We start from the raw sequence: 21,286 nt of genomic DNA on the forward strand, positions 1-21,286 counted from the left end.
TTATAATCCTGTGGCTACAGTTTTTTCGCCACGTTCTTTAATTAAATTTTTACGTACATCAAAGCTGCGGTAAGCGGCCAGCGGGCTTAAAGCACCACCGGTTCTTAAACGCGCCTCGGCCACTAACGGCCGAACGTCGGTACGGTAAGCGGTTTGCAGAATTTCCTGTGCCTGGGCAACATCATTTGACAGCTGCGCTTGTTTTAAAGCTTCTGTATCAACAATTAAAGCCTGTGCATAGGCGATTTTAATAGCCTCAACCGATTGGATCAGATCTTCGATAGGGTCTTTCACGTTGTGTGAAGCGTCTATCATCCAGCCCAGATCTTTAGAGTGTATCATACCACGGGCGTCCATACCTTCAACAAGTTCGTTAAAAATCAGGAACAATTGGTAAGGGTTAATGCTACCTACGGTTAAATCGTCATCTCCGTATTTCGAATCGTTGAAGTGGAAACCGGCCAGTCTGCCTTCCATCAGTAACAATGATACGATCTGTTCAATGTTAGTATTAGGTAAATGGTGACCCAAATCAACCAAAGTTGATGCTTTTGGGCCTAATTTGGTAGCGAGTAATAAGGATTGGCCCCAATCACCAATTGTAGTTGAGTAAAAGTTTGGCTCGTATGGTTTGTACTCCACCCAAACTTTCCAATCATCCGGCAGTGCCTCGTAAATCTCCTGCAAGCTTTCCAGCGTGTTTTGGAATGCGTTACGGAAGTTTAACTGGCCCGGGAAGTTGGAACCATCAGCCAACCAAACCGATAAAGCATTGGAGCCTAACTCCACACCGTATTTGATTACCTCAATGTTATGTTCAACTGCCTGTTTGCGCACAGCCTTGTCAACATGGTGCAAAGAGCCGTATTTGTAACTCAGTTGCTGATCTTTCTGGTCTTGAAAGGTGTTAGAGTTTACCGCATCGAAACGTAGTCCATTTTGTGCAGCTAAAGCTTTTATATCATTCGCATTTTTTGGGATATCCCATGGAATGTGCAGAGAAATAGAATCACTTGATTTATTCAGGGCATGAATAACGCCTACATCTTCAATTTTTTCTTCGAGGCTGCGTGGCTCGCCACCGCCAGAGAAACGGCCAAAACGAGTACCACCGGTTCCTAAAGCCCAGCTGGGGATGGTGATGTTAAAAGCCGAAAGCTTTTGCATAACCTCATCCAAATTCTTTACATCGGCAGCTACATAATCAAACTGGCGCTGATGCTTGCTGCTTAACTGATGATTGGCTTCATCAATTTTATATTTCTCTATTTGCATAATTGGTTATAATTAGAAGCCCCTCCCAACCCCTCCCCGAAAGGGAGGGCTTTTAGGAGCTTGATTAATAATTTTTAAGTCTCCCCTACCGGGAGAGATTTAGAGGGGGCTTATCGTACGAAGCCGGCAGCAACGCCACCATCAACGTTAATAACGTTACCGGTTGATTTGGCCAGTAAGCCGCCGGTTAAGGCAAAGCAAGCGTTGGCAATATCAATAGGTAAAATAATCTCGTTCAATAAAGTACGTTTAGCGTAGTAGGCAGGCAGTTCGGCTACGGTAATGCCGTAAGCTTTTGCACGGCCCTCGGCCCAGCCACCAGCCCAGATATTGCTATCACTGATAACGGCATCAGGGTTTACCACGTTCACACGAATTTTATCGGGACCTAACTCGGCTGCGTTTAAGCGGCTTAAGTGCAATTGTGCAGCTTTAGCGCTACCGTAACCGGCATTGTTTGGTCCACTAACCAGGGCATTCTTACTTACAATGTTAATTACATCGCCACCAATGGCTTGTTTTTTCATTACCGCAACAGCAGCCTGGGTAACAAAGAACTGGCCTTTCACCAGTACATCATATAACAGGTCCCAGTCTTTTTCGGTATGATCGCCAATGGTTTTAGAGATAGATAAGCCTGCATTGTTTACAATCAAATCAACACCGCCAAAGTTTAAGGCGGCAACATCCATAGCAGCCTGAATTTGATCGGCGCTGGTTACGTCCATAACTGCAGTAGCGTATGAATCTTTACCGTAAGCAGCTTTGAATTCTTCGCCAGTACCTTCTAAACGCTCAGCGTTCATATCATTCAAGATAACAACGGCACCTTCTTCAACAAACTTTTTAGCAATAGCTTTACCAATACCACCGGCACTACCTGTAATTAAAGCAATACGGCCGCTTAAAGCTTTGGGCTTAGGCATACGCTGTAACTTGGCTTCTTCCAGTAACCAATACTCAATATCAAAAGCTTCCTGACGTGGTAACGAAGTGTACTCAGAGATAGCCTCAGCACCTTTCATTACGTTGATAGCGTTGGTATAAAACTCGGCGGCTACACGGGCAGTTTGCTTGTCTTTGGAGAAGCTGAACATACCTACACCAGGGTATAAAATAATAACCGGGTTGGTATCGCGTATAGCAGGGCTGTTATCGTGTTTGCAGGTGTTGTAATAATCGGTATACATTTGGCGGTAAGCCTCAAATGCAGGAGCCAATTTAGCTTTCAAGCCTTCTACATCACTCAAATCAGCATCAGGTGTTAAGTCCAGCACTAACGGACTGATCTTGGTGCGCAGGAAGTGATCCGGGCAGCTGGTACCCATAGGTGCCAAACGCTCTAAATCATTAGAGTTAATATATTCCAACACACGGGCATCATCAGTAAAGTGACCAATCATGTTGCGCTCGCTAGAGCAGAAACCGCGCAGTATTGGCGCTAAGGCTACCGCTTGCTTTTTACGGTTAGCCTCATCCAGGCTTTGTATTTTCTGACCGCCAAAAACAGGGCCTTTTTTGCCATAGTTTTGCTCCAGATACTCTGCACATTTTTCAATTACCTCTAAGGTATTGATGTAACTTTCATAAGCGGTATCGCCCCAGGTAAATAAACCGTGTGAGCCTAACATAATACCACGTATGCCAGGATTTGCATCTAAACAAGCTTTAAGCTGTAAGCCCAGTTCAAATCCTGGTTTTTTCCATTCAACCCAACCAATGGTACCGCCAAATAACTCTTCAGTAATTTGTTTACCGTCTTTAGCCGCAGCAATGGCTATGGCCGCATCAGGGTGCAGGTGATCGATATGTGCAAACGGCAGGAAACCGTGTAAAGGCGTATCAATAGATGGCGCTTTTGAGGCTAAATCAAAAATGCTGTGGTTAAACAGTTCAACCATTTCGTCTTCAAACTCTACACCACGGTAAACGTTTTTAAGGCTACGTAAACGATCAACATATAAAGCAGCAAGGCCACTTTTTTTCAGGGTGCCAATATCGCCGCCCGAACCTTTAATCCACATTACCTCTACCTCCTGACCAGTAAGCGGATCCTTTTGCATCAATTTGCACGAGGTGTTACCGCCGCCATAGTTGGTAAGGCGTAAATCGGCTCCTAATAAGTTGGAGCGGTATATTAATAAAGCTACCTCATCACCAGCCAGTTCGGCTGCTTTGGCATCATCCCATAGATAGCTTACGTGCTTGAATTCGGTTGTGTTGACAGACATATTGAATTTTTACTTATTACTTTTAAATTTATTTTAATGAATTTCCATAACCCACTATCAGTACTGATAGTATGATAGTAGCTATGCCCGCAATAACGGTGGTAAATGCTTTGCGGCTTACGCCTTTCCATTCTTTTAATACTAAGCCCCAAATGTTAGCTATGAGTATAATGAAGGCCATGTGCAGTATCCAAGAGCTAGGGCCGTTACCTAAGCGGCTTTCGCCCATGCCATAGAAAAAGAACTGTAAGAACCAGGTTGTACCGGCCAGCGCCGAGAACAGGTAATTGGCTAATAGTGGCGTTTTCTTATCTGTATAATTACCAAATGTTTTATTACGTGCATTCAGTATCATACAGTATATAAGGTTGGTAGTTAAACCACCCCAAAGTATCACAATGTAGGTTACGTTGTTTTGGTACAAAAAATTGCCCTGGCCTGGGTTTTTTGCCATCCATAAATTATTGGCAGTTTCCGCCATGGTATGACCGGCCTCAATACCAAAATTAAAGCAAGCGCTCAGTACCCCAGATATAATGGCTAAAGTAATACCTAAGCCAAACTTATAATCGGAATTATTATTGGCTGCCTCCTGGTCTTTAGATAATTCCCGCTCCTTCATCACACCGGCCTTGCCGCATATAAAGATGCCAATAACACAAACCAAAATACCCAAAAGCACCATTTGACCCCAATGTGTATTCATTAGTGTTGAGATGGTGTCTTTTTTAGGTTCCGGATTGAATTCATAATAAATGGACGGTATAAGCGACCCGAATATAGAACACAAACCCAGTATAACCGAACTACCCAAAGCTACGCCTAAATAACGTACACCCAGGCCATATGTTAAACCACCTATGCCCCACAGCACACCAAAAATATAGGTTAACTGTAATATGCTAAAACTGGTATTCTTTATAATTTCGGTAAAGTTCGGTATAGTTAGCCAGGCTGCCAGCGGTGGTACAATTAACCACGAAAAAAGTCCGCCTACTATCCAGAAACTTTCCCAAGCCCAGCCTTTTACCTTTTTATAAGGTATGTAGAAGCTCCCGGATGCAAAACCTCCGATGAAGTGAAAAATAACCCCTAATATTGCCTGCATTCTCTAAAATATTTTATAATTGGTGATAGCGAAAGTAGAAAAGCTGGGTAATACAGCTATCATGCACTGTCATGGTTAAATTATATAAAATTACTCAAATACGCCGGTAAAAATTAACACTTGCAATAATACTTTATTACCAGACCAATTCATAAAGTGAATAACAAACTGGATAATTTTGTACAACAAAATGTAAATATCGGCAAATAGAATTTTCACATGGCAACACCAGCCAACCCAGGCGTAATTACCAGTGCAATCGCTTGCCTAATGTAACATTGGGCAATACTTTAGGCAAATGGTTGGGTTAACTAATTATTTGTTCTACATTTATTTTTTAGTGCAAGTGATGACCAATTGATACTTCATGAAACCCATTTCTTTTTTAGAATATATTGAGATTGATTACTACTCCTCAACACCAAAATACCTGCAACTGGCCAATTCTATTGCAAAGGCTGTTCGGGATGGCCGCTTGAACAAGAACGACACCCTGCCCTCTATAAATGAACTAAACTATAACTTCGAAATATCTCGCGATACGGCAGAAAAAGCCTATAAGCATTTAAAATCTATAGGCATTTTAGGCTCGGTGCCTGGCAAAGGTTATTACATTAAAAGCAGCGAAACACTCCAGCGTTTTAAGGTGTTTTTGATGTTCAACAAGTTAAGTACGCATAAAAAACTTATTTATGATGCTATTATAGCCGGATTGGATAACCAGGCGGCCGTAGACTTTTACATCTATAACAATGATTTTTCGCTCTTCAAAAAAATGCTCGAAAATGCCAGCGAAGATTATACCCATTTTGTAATCATCGGGCACTTTTTGGAGGGTGGCGACACCGCACATGAGGTGATCAATAAAATACCGAAAGAGAAACTAATATTACTGGATAAATTGGTTAAGGGAGTTGAAGGCGAGTATGCCGCAGTATATGAAAACTTTGAGCAAGATATTTTCCATGCCCTTGAACAGGCCCTTAAACCACTAAGTAAGTACCATACCATTAAAATAACTTTTCCTGAACACACTTACCACTCTAACGAAATATTAAAAGGCTTTTTTAGTTTTTGTACGCAGTACGCCTTTAACTACAAGGTAGTGCATGATATACAAAGCGAGCCCTTGCATAGCGGCGAAGTATATATTACACTGATGGAAAATGACGTAGTGGTTTTAATTGAACGCCTGCTGCAAACCAAATACAAAATAGGCGAAGATATCGGCGTTATATCCTACAATGAAACGCCGTTAAAAAAAATCATTCTGAATGGCTTAACCACGATATCGACCGATTTTCAAAAGATGGGTGAGATTGTAGCGCAAATGATCATTAACAACCAGCGCGAACACGTGGAAAATCCTTTTTACCTTACTTTGCGCGCCTCATTGTAATCTACTATCTTTGGTAACATGAGAATAAGTGTTATTAAGACAATTGTTGCTTTCCTGATGGTGATGGGTGCCATTCAATCTAAAGCGCAAGTAAAGCTGGCTTCTTTATTTACCAGCAATATGGTACTGCAACAGCAAATGGATGTGCCTATATGGGGCTGGGATACACCCGGAAAAGCCATTACGATTACCACATCATGGAATAAGAAATTATATAAAGCGGCAGCCGACCAAACCGGTAAATGGAAAATAAAAATAAGCACCCCTGCAGCCGGCGGCCCTTATACAATTACCATTAGTAACGGGCAAATAACCAAGCTTGACAATGTATTAATTGGTGAAGTTTGGGTACTGGGCGGTCAATCGAACATGGAAATGCCCATGAAAGGGTTCAAAGGCCAACCCATTATAGCGTCAAATGAGGTTATCCTGAAATCTAAAAACAACAATGTCAGATTGTATACGGTGCCACGTTCATCAGTAACAGAAGTACAGCAAAACAGCAAACCATCCGAGTGGCGGGTTGCCAGCCCGGAGTTTGTGAGCAATTTTAGTGCAACCGGTTATTACTTTGGCCGCCTGCTTAATGACATGCTGAATGTGCCTGTAGGTTTAATTAATTGCAGTTACAGTGGCTCGTTTGCTGAGGCATGGGTAGATGCGGATGTGTTGAAAGCTTTCCCAACAGTTAAAATACCGGCCAAAACCGACACCATAAAACAAGTAAGCCGTACGGCTACTACTTTATATAACGGCATGCTGCACCCTATTTTAGGTTACGGCATTAAAGGCGCTATATGGTACCAGGGCGAATCTAACTACGACAATCCCGACCAGTATGAAAAGCTTTTCCCAGCGCTTGTTGCCCGCTGGCGTGAGCTGTGGGCACAGGGAGATTTCCCTTTCTACTTTGCACAAATAGCGCCTTACGATTATGCCCAGCTACCACCCTACAACAAAGGCGGCAAATACAACTCGGCCTACCTGCGCGATGCACAGCGCAAATCACAAAAAACCATACCTAACAGTGCCATGGCCGTACTAATGGATATTGGCGAGCAGGCGAGCATTCACCCGGCTCATAAGGAACCCGGCGGAACCCGTTTGGCTTACCTTGCCTTGGGTAAAACCTATGGGATAAAAGGGTTTGGTTTTGCCAGTCCGGAGTATGAATCTATTAACGTAAAGGATACGGCCGCCGTAATAAGGTTTGTTAATGCCAACAACGGTCTAACATCGTACAGTAAGCCTTTAACGCAATTTGAAATAGCGGGCGATGATCAGAAATTTTACCCGGCTAAGGCAGTTATCAATGGCAGCTCCGTTACGGTATCGGCTCCACAGGTTAAAAAACCAGTTGCGGTACGGTACGCCTTCCGCGATTTTATTGTAGGTGAATTGTATGGAACCGACGGCCTCCCGGTATCTTCTTTCAGAACAGATAACTGGCCGATGTAATGAGACGCATTAGCCACCTAATTTATTTTATATTGCTGTTGTGCTGTTATGCTGCACAAGCACAAACAACTGAATTAAGGCAGAACCATGTTATATGGACAAGCCAAAGCCAAAATTCGGGCGAATCTATGCCTTGTGGAGGTGGCGATATTGGGCTTAACGTTTGGGTTGAAAAGGGTGAACTGTTTTTTTACATTTCAAGAAGCGGCACTTTTGATGAGAATAATACCATGCTCAAGCTGGGCCGCGTACGGGTGAAGCTGTCACCCAACCCGCTCGAAGGGAAAGATTTTAAGCAGGAACTATCCTTACAAACAGGCGCTGTACATATTGAAGGCAGCAATACCGGCTTGAAGGCTGATCTTAAAATTTGGGTGGACGTTTTTAACCCGGTAATACACGTTGAGGTAAAAGCCAGTAAACCGGTATTAGTGCAGGCTGCCTACGAAAACTGGCGTTTTAAAGACCGTTTTACCAGCGGTAAGGAGAACAATCAAAGTTCCTGGAAATGGGCTAAGAATCCGGATATAAAAACAGCTAAGGATCAGGTTAATTTTACCAGTAATGGAATTCAGTTTTACCACCAAAACACCGGCAAAACCATTTTTGATACCACAGTGGTACATGAGGGCATGGCCGCTGTAAAATCTCAACTCTATAATCCACTCTTCTACTTAACATTTGGCGGACGTATGCAGGGCAATGGCATGTTGCCCGGGGGCACTTATGAGGGTACGTATGCAGGCACGCCTTTTAAGGGCTTAAGTTTAAAGAGCCAATCGGCCACCAAAACGCAAAGCTTTGAGGTTTACTTACACACCGAGCAAACCCCATCCGCAAGCACCTGGCAAGCGAGCCTACAAAAAACGATATCAAAAGCTGTACAATCCTCACACAAAGCCCTTACAACTACGCAAAATTGGTGGAAACAATACTGGAATCGCAGTTTTATACATATCAATACCGATTCGGTACAAACGGAAGCCTGGCAGGTAGGGCGCAATTACCAACTGTTCCGTTACATGCTGGGGTGCAATGCGTTTGGCCAGTTCCCTAGTAAATCAAACGGCGGACTTTTTACTTACGATCCCAATTTTATTGACACGGCCATTAAGCTTACCCCCGATTTTCGTCTTTGGGGAGGTGGTTTAATTACGGCACAAAACCAGCGACTGGTCTATTTCCCCATGCTTAAAAACGGCGACTGGGACTTGATGAAACCACAGTTTGACTTTTATCTGCGAATTTTAAAAAATGCTGAATTGCGCTCACAAACCTACTGGGGGCACCCGGGCGCCAGCTTTACTGAACAGCTGGAAAACTTTGGCCTTCCTAACATATCTGAATACGGCTGGAAACGTCCGGCCAGTTTTGATAAGGGAGTAGAATACAATGCCTGGCTCGAATATGAGTGGGATACCGTACTGGAGTTTTGTTACATGATGCTAGAGACTGAACGCTATACAGGTAGAGACATTAAACCGTACATCCCTTTTATTGAAAGCTGCCTTACTTTTTTTAATGAGCATTACCAATACATAGCCCGTAACAGGGGCAGCAAGGTGTTTGATGCAGCCGGACATTTAGTTTTATATCCCGGATCGGCAGGTGAAACGTTTAAAATGACTTACAATTCTACCTCCACTATAGCCGCCTTAAAAACAGTGCTCACCCGTTTGCTGGAACTACCTGATGAATATCTTAGTACCGAAAAACGCACTGCTTGGGAAACCATGCTTAAGCGCATTCCGCCAATCAGCTTCAGAGAATTTAACGGCCATAAAACCATTGCACCAGCGCAAAGCTGGGAACGGGTGAATAATGTAGAGACCATGCAACTTTACCCGGTTTATCCCTGGGGCATTTATGGCATAGGCAAACCCGATCTGGACGTAGCACTAAATACCTGGAAATATGATACCCTGGCCGTAAAATTCAGAAGCGGCATTGGCTGGAAACAAGATAACATTTTTGCGGCTCGGCTGGGTTTAACAGATGAAGCCACAAAGCTTACACTCGTTAAGCTAAAAGACTCCGGCCGGCGCTTCCCGGCGTTTTGGGGACCGGGTTTTGATTGGACGCCCGATCATAACTGGGGAGGCTCGGGCATGATTGGCTTGCAGGAAATGCTGCTGCAAACAGATGGCAGAAAAATATACCTGCTACCTGCCTGGCCAAAAAAATGGGATGTACACTTCAAATTGCACGCCCCTTATGAAACTACCATCGAAGTTAAAGTAAAACATGGCAAGCTTACCTATTTAAATGTATGGCCGGAGAGCAGAAGGGCTGATGTGGTTAATATGTTGAAATAACTCCAAAATGAAATTTCTAGTTTCGAACGGCGATAAGACGTCCTTTGAGGTTAATAAGCCAGTCGCTTAAAAAGATTCTCGCATACGCTCGAAAATGACAACAGTACATTTATAGTAAAAGAGCCTGGCAAATGCCAGGCTCTTTTACTATAAATTTGCCATCTCGAACTAGAGAGATTTTCGAACCGATCAGATTATTGCTCAGATAATATCTCTCTTTGTACTCGAAATGAGCTTTAAATTATTTGTTAAACTGTTGAGTCTATCTATCCACCGGCATCCAGGTTTCCATATCAACATGTCCGCGGTTTCCCCAGGCGTAGTAAGGTATTAACCGGATGCTTATTTTTGATGATTCAGTACTGGCTACCTCACGGTAAAGCGTATTTTGCCAGCTACCTCCATTTTTAACATCCGCCTTGCCGGTTAAGCTCATGATAGGGCTATTTTGGATGCGGATCAACTCCGGCTTTAAATCATTTTTTAACGGAATAGCAATGTTAAATACCTTTTGTCCCTTGGGTAAATCGGCCGATTCCAGGCAATATACTACTGGTCCGCGTTTTACCGCTACCTGGTTCCGGGTTTCTTCAACCAATGGGTTTGCTTCCAACAATTTTACCGGCATAGGCAGGTTTAGTTCTATTTTGTCTCCGGCTTTCCACTGGCGGTTAACCTCCGCATACTGGCCCGATGTGATCGGCGTATTTACGGCTTGTCCATTAACTGTTAACGTTGCACCATTACACCAGCCAGGTATTCTCAAAAACAACGAGTAAGCGCTGGCTGGCGCTTGCTGCAATACAATGCTTACTTTACCATCCCAGGGGTATTCTGTAGTTTGTGTTAACTTAATTTTAGCGCCATTTTTAGTGGAAGTGTTCAATGCATTACCGCCATATAAATTAAAATACAACCCTTTGTCTGATACACTATAAGCATAATTACCCACCTCCGCAATGGTACGTACCACATTGGGCGGGCAGCAGTTAGATAACTTGATATATCCCACTCTGTCCTTTGACCACCGCTGATTAAATGGCAAATCGTCCGAATAGCTCATGGGATTAGTGTATAAAAAGTTCTTACCATTAAGGCTAATGCCCGATAATACGCTGTTATATAAAGCCAGTTCCATTACATCAGCATATTGTGCTTTGCCGGTGGTTTGCAGCATACGCCAGTTCCATAATACGTTACCAATATTGGCGCAGGTTTCGTTGTGTGACGTAAAGTTAGGTAGCTGGTAATCACGCCCGTACGCCTGATGCACCTTCTGTACATCAACCGGGTTATAAGAAGTACCGTCGGGCGATACGCCATCGTACAAGGCCCCTGTACCACCGGTTACGTACATTTTGCGGTTCACCACATCGTTCCACATCAGGTTAAGCGTATGCATTAACGTACTATCTCCGGTTTCGGCGTACACATCGGCAGCGCCGGCAAACAGGTAATTAGCCCTTACTGCATGGCCCATAGCTTTGGTTTGCTGGCGGAATGGAATGCGATCCTGGTTGTCGTCAGTTCCGTCTTTCATTAAGCCGCGTATATCAATCAGGTTTTTGGATAGCTCCAGGTATTTAGGATTGCGGGTAGTGCGGTACATCTCAACCACTCCCATATAGTGCGAAGGGCAGATGGCATTTCGCGCCAGCTCGGGCGATGCGGTTTTATAGAATTTATATAAATAATCAGTAGCTTTAATAGCCACGTTAAGCAGCGTTTTTTTACCAGTAGCACGGTAATGTACACAGCCTGCAGTCATCAAATGCCCAAGATTATAAGTCTCAAAGTTCAGCCTGTCGGCAAAGGCCTTTGCATTTTTAGGATCGTTGTGCTGAGCAATAATAGTAGGTGTATGTATGTAACCGTCTGCCCGTTGCGCTTTAGCTATCACCGCTATGGTTTTATCCATTAAGCCATCAAGCTTGGGGTCGCGTGTTACGCTGTACATGCTTGCCACAGCCTCAAACAGCTTGTAAAAGTCACCATCATGAAACGGCGGACCAGAATGCGAACCGGTATCAAGCCCCGCTGCTATTTCAAAATTCCGGAACGCATGGCTAACCTTAGGATCGGTATACACCGCCCACAAATTCGGGATCATGGTGTCGCGGCAAACCTGAAAACGGTCGGCCCAAAAACCTTTTGTCCAGGTTACATTACCCATATCAACACTACCTAGCTTGGCGTACGGGCTGGCCGAGGTATTGACCAAGGCTTTGCTTTGAGCAAAGGCGGTGGCACTAATGGTGGTTAGCGCCCCAATACATAAAATCTTAACTACACTTCTCATCATATCTTATTAAACTGTCATTTCGAGTGTTAAGAGAACTTTTTTCCAGGCGATTCGCTCACTATTGGAAAAGATTCATCACTATTGTTCGATATGGCAATATTGGTTTCTATTATTGTTCTATCAACTTTTCAATCACCACTGGCCCCATTAATCCTGCTGGTAACAAAGGTTTGCCTTCCAGGCGATAAGGTGCATTGGTCCAGGTTATTTGTTTCTCTTTAGGTAAGCGGTGGTCGCCCATCAAACGGTTGGCCCAGGTGTTAGTTACCTCAATTCTGATTTGGTTAATACCCGGTTTTAACGCTTTACTAATGTTAACACGGTAAGGCGCTGTCCAGGCTACACCACATGGAACGTTGTTCACAAACACCTCAGCTATGTTATCCACCCTACCCAGGCTTAACCAAACACCTTGTACTTTAGCAATACCCTTATAAGTAAACGTTTGATTGTAAACCGCAGTACCCGAATAATACTTTATTGTCGTATCTGCCGATTTGCTCCAATCCTGCAATGCGCTCCATTGCACAGGCGCGTTTGGTCCGCCCATTTTAGCATCAAAAGTTACCGTCCATGCAGGCTGCAGGGTTTCCATAAATTGCCTTACCGGTTCCTTTTTATGGTTGGTAAGTACAGGCGCTGTACCTGGCTTTCTAAATATAATGAACACTGATCCGCTTGCCTCTAATTTAACAGGCAGCACTGTTCGTTCATTTTGTACCTGCCAGCTGTTGGTTTGCTTAAACTCGCCTGTTAAAGCATCGGCCAATTCCGGCACGCGGCCTTTTGTACGTACCGACACCTGTAACTGGCGCGCTACACTATCCTGATTGGAGATAAAGTAGAGATCAAAATTTGTTGAGCTACGGTGTGTCCAAGCTAAATTTTTAGCACTATTACCAGATGCATCTGTTGCTATAAAGTCTTTTGTTAAGCCTATGCTCCTTAAATCAGGCTGTTGGTAAGGACCGGTTATTACCCTGCCACTGCGGTTTTGTTTAAGCGCCGGCCCCGCATTAGGATGATAAATGATTGTTGCTCCTGCCGCTACCAGCTCATTTAGCCGGTTTACTACCCGTTGCGACATCACAGCGCCATTGGGCAACATTTGGGTATTACCCGGCACGACCAGGACTTTGTAACTGGCGCCACCAGGTAACTCTATACGGCCATTGTTTACTTTGGCCAGCCGCATCAGGGCATCCAGGTTAAACGAGTCATATTTATAACCGTTCAACGGATCTGTTAGGGCATCAGCATCAAGCGTATTGGCGCTACTGTTTACACCAATTGGCATGGTACGCATGGGCAACCCCTTATTAGCTAACCGTTCTTTTTCGCGTTCCACCCGTTCAGCGCCGAACAAGCCGGGCAAGGTTGGGATCAGCCTATCGGGTAGCATGGCCCTGCGCGGCGTTTCCTCGCCGGTGAACACCGCTATATCGGTAACCGGATTGCCTTGCTGGAGGAGCGCTTGGCAGCGTTCCAGATATTTAATCCATGCACGGCCTGGTTTAAACCAGGTTTGGTCGCGTTGCATAAACACACCAATGCCATCCAGTGTTAAGCCCGGCTTGCGATCCATCCAGGGGTTATGCGTATTGACATGGAAAACCAGCCTATTCACACCTAAGGCCAGGTTACGATCACCAAGTGCTTTTAACATTGCAGGATACTCATCCCACATGGTACGCAGTTCGGTAAATGATTCGGCCTGTATAATATTTTTGCCGTAAATGTGCCCGCCCGATATGGCATCCAGCATGTCGTTTGGCTTATCATGCGTAGGGCTGCGCAGCCAAAATTCGCCCATGGCTATATCAGCTTTGCTGTAGTGCAGCAGGCCGTCGCTTGTCATGGTTGGGGCAACGGCTTCGGCTGTAAAAATACAGCCTTTTTCATGCGCTAACTGAGCCATGGTGGTATAAAATTTATCAACCACCAACTCGGCAATGGTTTGCCTTACATCGGCCAGTACTTTTTCTGATTGTGCTGCGCTTTGTATAGGCACGCCTGCCATTACCGGCAGGTATGGCATCAAATCATACCCTCTGCGTTGCTTAAATTCCTGCGCAAATCCGGCCGACCAATTCTGACTGCTACATTCCCAACTATCCACATGGAAAACTTTTAACACACGTTTGGCCAGGTCGGGTCCAATTTGTTTAATGGCTTCGCCAAACCAGCTGTCGAACTGTAGCTTAATAGCCTGCGGGTTGAACTTATCGCATTCCAGCCCGGCTCCCTTACCGCCGGTAGCATTGGTGTAACCGGTTGATGTATGCCCTACGCGTAAAATAGTCCAGTTGCCTGCCGGGGCATCCCACTGCAAACGGCCGCTTGCATCCAGCTTACCGGTTAAGTCAATGATCTTATCTTTCGGGATACACAAATTATCAGGCAGTTGCTCCGTAGTAGTATGCTTGCTAATGCGCCAAACTTCGCCGGTTTTGCCTTCGTATTGATGAATGCTAGGCTCGGACGATAATTCGATACCCGATATTTTGAGCGATTGCTTCCACTTGGCAAAATCCAAATCTTCGGCACCCGGCTCCGAGCCCTCTTTATTATAAATGAAACGGAAATATTTGGCCGTAGTTGGTATTATCGACTGGGTAATAAACGTGTCATTATCCTGCCAGCCGTGGCGCGGTGCCTGCAAACGGGTTAAAGGACGAAAGCTTTTTCCATCATCACTAACGGCAATGAGCAACCGCTCGGCCTGGTAATTTGGAGCATTAGTACGCACTACTAACGACCGACAAGTAAACGGTGAGGCAAACTCCAGCTGTATCCAGCAAGAATCAGCGCTGGTAAAAGTTTTTTTGTTGGTTGGATCAGCTAAAAACTGGACATCTGTTCCCGAAACACTGCTAATAACCTTGGGAATAATTTGTTTGGATGTAATGCCTGCACCTGCCGGAGAAGGGTAAGCTAGCACCGCAATGTCTTTGTAATAGCCTTTGTAGCTTTCAGGCCGGGTTAGCGTGTCGTTAAAGCGATGCCCACCTTTCAATTGTGTTTTTGTCCATACCACTTTTTGCATGGATAGTTCGGGCGTAATCCAGGGGCCGCCGGCAAGGGCAAAACCATCACTATCATGCATGGCCATTTGCAGGCCCAGGCGATCTGCTTCCTGCATGGCAAACTTTACCATTGCCCACCACTCGGGCGTTAATTGCTCAACCGGAGGCGTTATCCACGCCGGGTTAGCAACACCTTTGATGGGCATTAAATAAGCGCCACCCATACCGGCCTGCTTCATGGCTTCCAAATCTGCAGTTATGCCGGCCTTGGTAACAGCAGCTTGCATCCAATACCAAAACACCCAGGGTTTGGCCGATTGTGGTGGATTCTTAAAAAGACGTTCCAGATCGGTTTGGGCCAATACTTTGCCTCGTACCTGTGCCCGGGCATGGTTCACCGAAGAACCCAAGCAAACAATGCAAAGCAATATGTACAGTATGAGTTTCTTCATGTTTTAAATCTTTCCTCCTTTGTATTTTGAGTACTAACGAGAAGTCCTTGCAAAGCGATTAGCTAATCAATTTGGAAAGATCGCTCACTTCGGTTCGGGTTGACAATACTCTTTGTAATGTCTTAATTCTTTACTTTATTGACCACACTACGCACACTTCCTACATTTCCTTTGTAAGGATAAAGGTAGAAGCTGTACTTGTACGGCTTAGCCGGTATCTGGTAAATATCCAATGGTGCGGCCACGTCCGACCAGCTATCATTGCCGCCAAGGCCCATTTGTATCAAATCAATGTTCAGCGTTATAAAGCCGGCATCTTGCAGCTTATTGGTATGTTTAGCAGCCACAATGTTGGCTTCGGTGTAAGGCCAGGCGCTCATGCTCAGCAAGCTATCAGCTACTACCAGTAAGCCGTTCGATTGCTTATCTGCCAGGAGCATCCAACGTACATCCGTGCGGTTGCCGTTTTCCTGAGGCACGGCGTAAGGCTCCATAAAATCTTGTATGGGCTGCGTGTAAATAGCCGACTCAAAGCCGCTCCTGCGGTCAATGTAGTTTTCCATTGGGCCACGGCCATACCAGCTAATATTATCGTAACTACGCTTAATGCCGCCCTGCATGCCCACTTTAGGCATGTTAGGCAAGCCGGTAACTTTTGGGGTAAGCTGTTGTTCTACCCTAACTGCGCCCATTCCGTTAATAGTATAGGTTACCTTAACTTGGGCACTATCATTAATTAGGCTGTAATTGCTAATTACCGCAACCGCACCATTGCCCAACTTATTAGCGGTAATATTTTTAAGTACCGGTATGGCTTTAAACCATGGCTTTAGCTTACGGTCGGCTTTCCAGCCGCGGTGATCGTTATCGGTAGCCGGGCGACTAAAATGCGGCAGCAACGGCGCAAATATCTGCTCCTGATTATTGTATAGGTACGAGGTTAAAGCACCATTTTGCTTACTGATGCTCACCTTAAAGCCCTTGCCTGATAATGTATAAGCGTCCGCCCTATCATCCAACGTAACGGCACCGCTGTTTTTAGCTGGAAATTTAACCGCAGGCAAACCGGTTAATGCTAATTGGTCGGAAGCTATTTCGTAACCTTTGGCCGCCCATAACTCATCATGTGCTAAGCTAAAACGGATAGTCGCCAAGTATTCATACCCAGCTTTTAACGCTGGCAGGTATGATTTAATATTGATGACGGTATCCTTGCCTGCAGCCAGGTTCATAACGGGCAATGCCTTTTGCAAAATTAAACGGCCATCCTCCCTAACTTGCAGCATTACACTGTATCCAGCTAATGTTTGTACAGCACTACGGTTGGTTATTTTAACTAATCCCTTTGGGGCATCAACCAATTCGCTCACTACCGGCTGGAAAATATGCTTACACTCAAACATGGCGGCCTTAGGCCTGCCATCCGAAGCTACAGTTCCTTTGATGGTGAAGTTATCGAAATATTTTTCGCCGTAATCGCCACCGTAAGCAAAAAAAGGCGTACCAACTGAGTCTTTTTTCAATAAGCCCTGATCCTTAAACTCCCAGATAGCGCCGCCAATTACGCGCTTGCTGGATCGCCATTGGTCCCAAAGCTCTTTTAAATTACCATTGGAGTTACCCATAGCATGTGAGTACTCCACAAAAAAGATGGGCCGCGTGTCGCCGTTTTGCTGATTAACCAGCAACGGAGCAGTATATAATGCCGGATACATACGGCTTACGATATCTACATAAGGCTCGTCAATAGGGTTTTGCAGGCGGTGAGAGTGATCATTAGGCTTTAAATACCGTGGGTCGGTTACGTCTACGTAGCCTTCGGCCTGCGGGGTGCCCTGTGCAGGTTCATAATGCACAGGCCGGGTAATATCAAAGTCGTGTATCCAGGCGGCCATAGCAGCATGATTCGGTCCCCGACCGGCCTCGTTACCCAGGCTCCAGATGATGATGCTGGGATGATTCTTATCACGCATTACCATACGGGTAGCACGCTCCAGGTAAGCGCCGGTCCACTGTGGATCGTTACTCAGCTTGGAGCCAAGGCCATGAGTTTCCAGGTTTGCCTCATCTATCACTAGAATACCGTACTGATCGCATAAATCATACAGGTAAGGATCCATAGGATAATGGCTTGTACGGATGCAATTGAAGTTAAAACGCTTAATGGTGCGCACATCCTCTAAAATATCTTCGCGCGAGAGCGCCTTGCCTTTAACCGCATGATGATCGGGCCGGTTAATGCCATACAGGTAAGTTACTTTACCATTGATGAGCAGCTTACTGTCTGTTTTTGAAAACTCGATACTGCGGAAACCTAAGCGGCAGCTTTTCACTTCCAGCACACGGCCGGTGCTGTCTTCTAACGATAGGGTGAGCGTGTACAAATTAGGTTGCTCATCGCTCCATTTATCAGGGTTGCTTACCTTAGTTTCCAGCAGGCCAAATTTAACATTATCCAAACGCGGATAAATCTCATTGACAATACTTTCTACGCTACGCACCAGCGGCTTTTGTAAAACTTCTTTTTTATTCTTGTCGAACAAGCGGGCTTTAAGCTGGTAACCGGCAATTGCTTTGCCGGTTAAATTTTCGATACGCGGACGGATGCTGAGCACGGCATCTTTATACTGCTTATCGAGCTTAGTTTGGTAAAAGAAATCGGCTATGCGCAATTTGGGTTCGGCCAGCAGCATGACCTCGCGGTGTATACCACTCAAACGCCACTGATCCTGATCTTCCAGAAAAGAGCCATCGCTCCAACGAATATTCTGTACAGATACTATATTTTCGCCGGCTTGCAGGTAAGGCGTGATGTTGAACTCCGACGACAGGAAGCTATCCTCGCCATAACCTAAAAACTTGCCATTGAGCCATACTTTAAAGCCTGAACTTACACCACCAAAATGCAGGGTAACATTCATATCTTTCCAGTTGGCTGGCATGGTAAAAGTGCGCTGGTAGCTGCCAACGCCGTTCATGTCAAGCGGTACATGTGGCGGGTTAACCGGCCTAAACGGGTAAACGGCACTTTTATAAATAGGTTTGCCATAGCCAAGCATCTCCACGCTTGATGGCACGGTGATCTTTTTCCAGCCACTCACCCGGCTCTTGTAAAAGTCTTTGGGTGCATCGGCAAGTTTCTCAGCAAAAGCAAAATCCCATTGGCCGTTTAAAGACAACATGCGGCCCGATTTTTCGCGGTCGCCCTGCAAGGCATCGGCTACGCTGCCAAAAGAGTAAGCCGTAGCACGTGAGGCATCGCGGTTAATACCGTTTACCAACGGGTCTTCCCAAGGCTCAGTATTAAAAACTACAGGTGCGTTAGGTACCGCGGCAGGTGTTTTATCTACAAGTTGAGCAAACACATGAAAAGGTAAAAGCAACAAGAGCCCTACCCAAACCCTCCCCGGGGGGGAGGGCTTTAAATACTTTCTGAATATTGTTGTATACATTAAATTACAATCGGTTAGCCATTTCGGCCTAAGCTAGACGAACACGCAAATTGCCTAAATTGCGGTGTAATTTATTGTATAATCTTTTCCTTTTTGTATACTAATTTCGTACGCGCCGTTAGCTATGGTTTTGATGGTTGCATCATTACAAACCGGCTTGGTTTTGCTTTTAATACGTAACGTACCCGTACCCGTTTGGGCACTTACTTTAATTTGCTGTGTGGTTACATTAACTTTTATATCACCATTGGGCGTAGGTACGGCACCTTCCATCCACTGCAGGCCACCCAGTTGCGGCTCAATAACATAAGTTTGGTAGGCCGGTGCTGTTGGCTTTACACCCAGGTAATACTTACCCAACAAATAAATAGGACTGGCCCCCCAGGCATGGCATAAACTTTTACCAAACGGCCTGCCATACATGGCGTAATGTTCAGCTCCTTTTTTGTCCGGATTGTACTCTTCCCAAAATGAGGTTGCACCCAGGTTGAGCATACCGCCCCAGTAATCTTTCATCTGCTTTAAAACATAACCCTGCTCGCCCATAGCGCATAAGGCTTCCAGCTCATAAAAGCGCATGTAAGGCGTGGTTATTTTTTGTACCTTATCGTTCATCAAAACATATTTTTTTACATCCTGCTTTTGCGCCTCGTTAAAGTAGTTGAAGAAGATGCCAAACATGTTGGCATAGCGGGTAACGTTATCCGTTTGCTTACCATTAATACGGCTATGTACCAGGGCGTGCTTTTGGGCATTCCAGTAGTAGGTAAATAGCTTGGCTTTTAAATCCTTAGCCAGCGCGCTGTATTTGGCAGCGGCTTTAGGGTCTTTCATAATGTTGGCACAAAGCGCCATAGTTTCTAAACTGCGACACAGCAGTAGTTGCTCAAAACTTACTTCGCCTTTTTTGCTCAGGCCATCTGCCCAATCAATAAATACCCAGTCGCCGGCCTGCCCCTGCATTAGTCCGTTAGCGTTACGGCGCGAAAGGCAATAGTTCATCATGCTTTGCATACCGGGGTACGATTGTTTGATGAACGCCTGATCGCCCGAATGCTGGTAGTAATCATAAATACTGATAAACCAGTAAAAGGTATAATCCATAATAGTATTGATGTGGCTGGTAACCGGATCTTTACCGCGCAGGGCGCTGATGGTGCGCTTTACCGTAGGCGAATCAAAGTACAGGTAATAGTTCATCAGGTAACTTTGCGCTGCATCGCCCGACCATACCCAGCGGTCGCGCTTAATACCATCAATAAAAAACTCGCGGGTATTAAGCTGCATGGTATAGGCTGCCACATCCCATATTTTATTTATTTGCTCGTCTGAACAACGGAAGCTGCCGCGTTGCTCTACCGGCGAGTATTCATACAGCATTGATACGTCATTGATATTGACGTCATCATCATACTGCACATTCACATACCGGAAAGCCCTTGAGCCGTTAATGGTAATATCGCCTGTTTGGGATTGGTCGGCCTCAATTTTATCCAGCAACTCGCCGCCTTGGGTATCCAACGCTTCCTCCTTAGACTCGCCGTAGTAAAGCGTAATTTTACCTTTGCCTTTTACGCCATGCAGTTTAACATAGCCAAAGGTTTCTTTACCAAAATCAACCAGTATGGAGTGCCCTTTTTTATCCAGGCTAACGGCTTTTTGCGGTATGGTAGGCAGATGGAACTGAGATGGCAAAGAAGCCGCCTCGTTAAAGTTCCAGGCGCCAGCAGGCACATACTGCGTAGCCGATACATCCGAGGTTTTGCCCGAAGCATCAATCCATTCCTTATCCTCAAAAGTTACCAGCCAGGTGCTATCGGTTGCTATATGCGGGCTTTTCACAAATACCGCAGGCACGCTGCCCTGGTTGTAAACCTTAAGGCTGATACGGTGCTTGCCTGCAGGAAGGGTAATTGATTTGGGATAACCAGTAAAGGCTTTACCATCTATCTTCAAATTGTACTGACCTTCCACGGCAATCTCAGCTTCCTCGGCAGCAGCCAGGTTGTAGTCTTTATGAAAATCAATGAGGGCATAATGACTATCCAGTTTCCAAAATGGCGGAAAAAATGAACCACGCTCGGTACGGCGATTCTGCATTTTATTGCTTAACCATATTTCGTAATCGCCGGGGTACCATATCCAGGTGGCTTTAGCAGTTGGTGCTTGTGCATGCCCAATCGCAGGCACTATAGTTAAAAGAGCAAACATTACTGCCGATGCAGAACACAAAGCGGTTAAACATTTATCCAGTATACTTTTTTTCAT

10 protein-coding genes are annotated in these 21,286 nt (G+C 45.2%); 3 read left to right on the plus strand and 7 right to left on the minus strand.

The window, feature by feature from the left end:
- The 3 genes from ABDD94_RS18245 to rhaT form a co-directional block, all read right to left on the minus strand.
- Nucleotides 1-1,275 (minus strand): TIM barrel protein, encoded by a 1,275-nt coding sequence (locus ABDD94_RS18245; RefSeq protein ID WP_345953433.1) that lies wholly within the window; start codon nt 1,273-1,275, stop codon nt 1-3.
- Nucleotides 1,276-1,385: 110 nt separating this feature from the next.
- Nucleotides 1,386-3,506, minus strand: coding sequence for a bifunctional aldolase/short-chain dehydrogenase (locus ABDD94_RS18250; protein WP_345950664.1), 2,121 nt, complete (start codon nt 3,504-3,506; stop codon nt 1,386-1,388).
- Between the two features lie 28 nt (nt 3,507-3,534).
- Nucleotides 3,535-4,614, minus strand: a complete 1,080-nt coding sequence (gene rhaT, locus ABDD94_RS18255) for an L-rhamnose/proton symporter RhaT (protein WP_345950663.1) — start codon at nt 4,612-4,614, stop codon at nt 3,535-3,537.
- 367 nt (nt 4,615-4,981) lie between these two features.
- Between rhaT and ABDD94_RS18260 the strand changes: the two genes are divergently transcribed.
- Genes ABDD94_RS18260 through ABDD94_RS18270 form a run of 3 tightly spaced genes read left to right on the plus strand, consistent with a single transcriptional unit; the run spans nt 4,982 to nt 9,786 of the window.
- Nucleotides 4,982-6,013 (plus strand): GntR family transcriptional regulator, encoded by a 1,032-nt coding sequence (locus tag ABDD94_RS18260; protein ID WP_345950662.1) that lies wholly within the window; start codon nt 4,982-4,984, stop codon nt 6,011-6,013.
- Between the two features lie 18 nt (nt 6,014-6,031).
- Nucleotides 6,032-7,471, plus strand: coding sequence for a sialate O-acetylesterase (locus tag ABDD94_RS18265; protein WP_345953434.1), 1,440 nt, complete (start codon nt 6,032-6,034; stop codon nt 7,469-7,471).
- Nucleotides 7,471-9,786: a DUF5703 domain-containing protein gene (locus ABDD94_RS18270; protein WP_345953435.1), complete on the plus strand. Its 2,316-nt coding sequence runs from the start codon at nt 7,471-7,473 to the stop codon at nt 9,784-9,786. The genes ABDD94_RS18265 and ABDD94_RS18270 overlap by 1 nt, the downstream gene beginning before the upstream one ends.
- Before the next feature lie 262 nt (nt 9,787-10,048).
- Here the strand turns inward: ABDD94_RS18270 and ABDD94_RS18275 are convergent, their stop codons facing one another.
- The 4 genes from ABDD94_RS18275 to ABDD94_RS18290 form a co-directional block, all read right to left on the minus strand.
- A complete protein-coding gene (locus tag ABDD94_RS18275; protein WP_345953436.1) occupies nt 10,049-12,088 on the minus strand; it encodes a glycoside hydrolase family 127 protein in 2,040 nt (679 codons plus the stop codon).
- Nucleotides 12,089-12,197: 109 nt separating this feature from the next.
- Nucleotides 12,198-15,566, minus strand: coding sequence for a glycosyl hydrolase (locus tag ABDD94_RS18280; RefSeq protein ID WP_345953437.1), 3,369 nt, complete (start codon nt 15,564-15,566; stop codon nt 12,198-12,200).
- A 122-nt stretch (nt 15,567-15,688) separates the two neighbouring features.
- Entirely contained in the window at nt 15,689-18,931 is a 3,243-nt protein-coding gene (locus ABDD94_RS18285; RefSeq protein WP_345953438.1) for a glycoside hydrolase family 2 TIM barrel-domain containing protein, read from the minus strand.
- A gap of 141 nt (nt 18,932-19,072) precedes the next feature.
- Nucleotides 19,073-21,286 carry an alpha-L-rhamnosidase C-terminal domain-containing protein gene (locus ABDD94_RS18290; protein ID WP_345953439.1) on the minus strand — a complete coding sequence of 738 codons (2,214 nt, stop codon included), beginning with the start codon at nt 21,284-21,286 and terminating at the stop codon, nt 19,073-19,075.

The organism is Mucilaginibacter sp. PAMB04168 (assembly GCF_039634365.2).
Classification (GTDB): Bacteria; Bacteroidota; Bacteroidia; order Sphingobacteriales; family Sphingobacteriaceae; genus Mucilaginibacter.

What these genes read in the sequence shown, in the direction of transcription:
- ABDD94_RS18280 (WP_345953437.1), bottom strand. Translation starts at nt 15,566, where the DNA reads ATGAAGAAACTCATACTGTACATATTGCTTTGCATTGTTTGCTTGGGT.
- rhaT (WP_345950663.1), bottom strand. Translation starts at nt 4,614, where the DNA reads ATGCAGGCAATATTAGGGGTTATTTTTCACTTCATCGGAGGTTTTGCA.
- ABDD94_RS18250 (WP_345950664.1), bottom strand. Translation starts at nt 3,506, where the DNA reads ATGTCTGTCAACACAACCGAATTCAAGCACGTAAGCTATCTATGGGAT.
- ABDD94_RS18290 (WP_345953439.1), bottom strand. Translation starts at nt 21,286, where the DNA reads ATGAAAAAAAGTATACTGGATAAATGTTTAACCGCTTTGTGTTCTGCA.
- ABDD94_RS18270 (WP_345953435.1), top strand. Translation starts at nt 7,471, where the DNA reads ATGAGACGCATTAGCCACCTAATTTATTTTATATTGCTGTTGTGCTGT.
- ABDD94_RS18275 (WP_345953436.1), bottom strand. Translation starts at nt 12,088, where the DNA reads ATGATGAGAAGTGTAGTTAAGATTTTATGTATTGGGGCGCTAACCACC.
- ABDD94_RS18265 (WP_345953434.1), top strand. Translation starts at nt 6,032, where the DNA reads ATGAGAATAAGTGTTATTAAGACAATTGTTGCTTTCCTGATGGTGATG.
- ABDD94_RS18245 (WP_345953433.1), bottom strand. Translation starts at nt 1,275, where the DNA reads ATGCAAATAGAGAAATATAAAATTGATGAAGCCAATCATCAGTTAAGC.
- ABDD94_RS18260 (WP_345950662.1), top strand. Translation starts at nt 4,982, where the DNA reads ATGAAACCCATTTCTTTTTTAGAATATATTGAGATTGATTACTACTCC.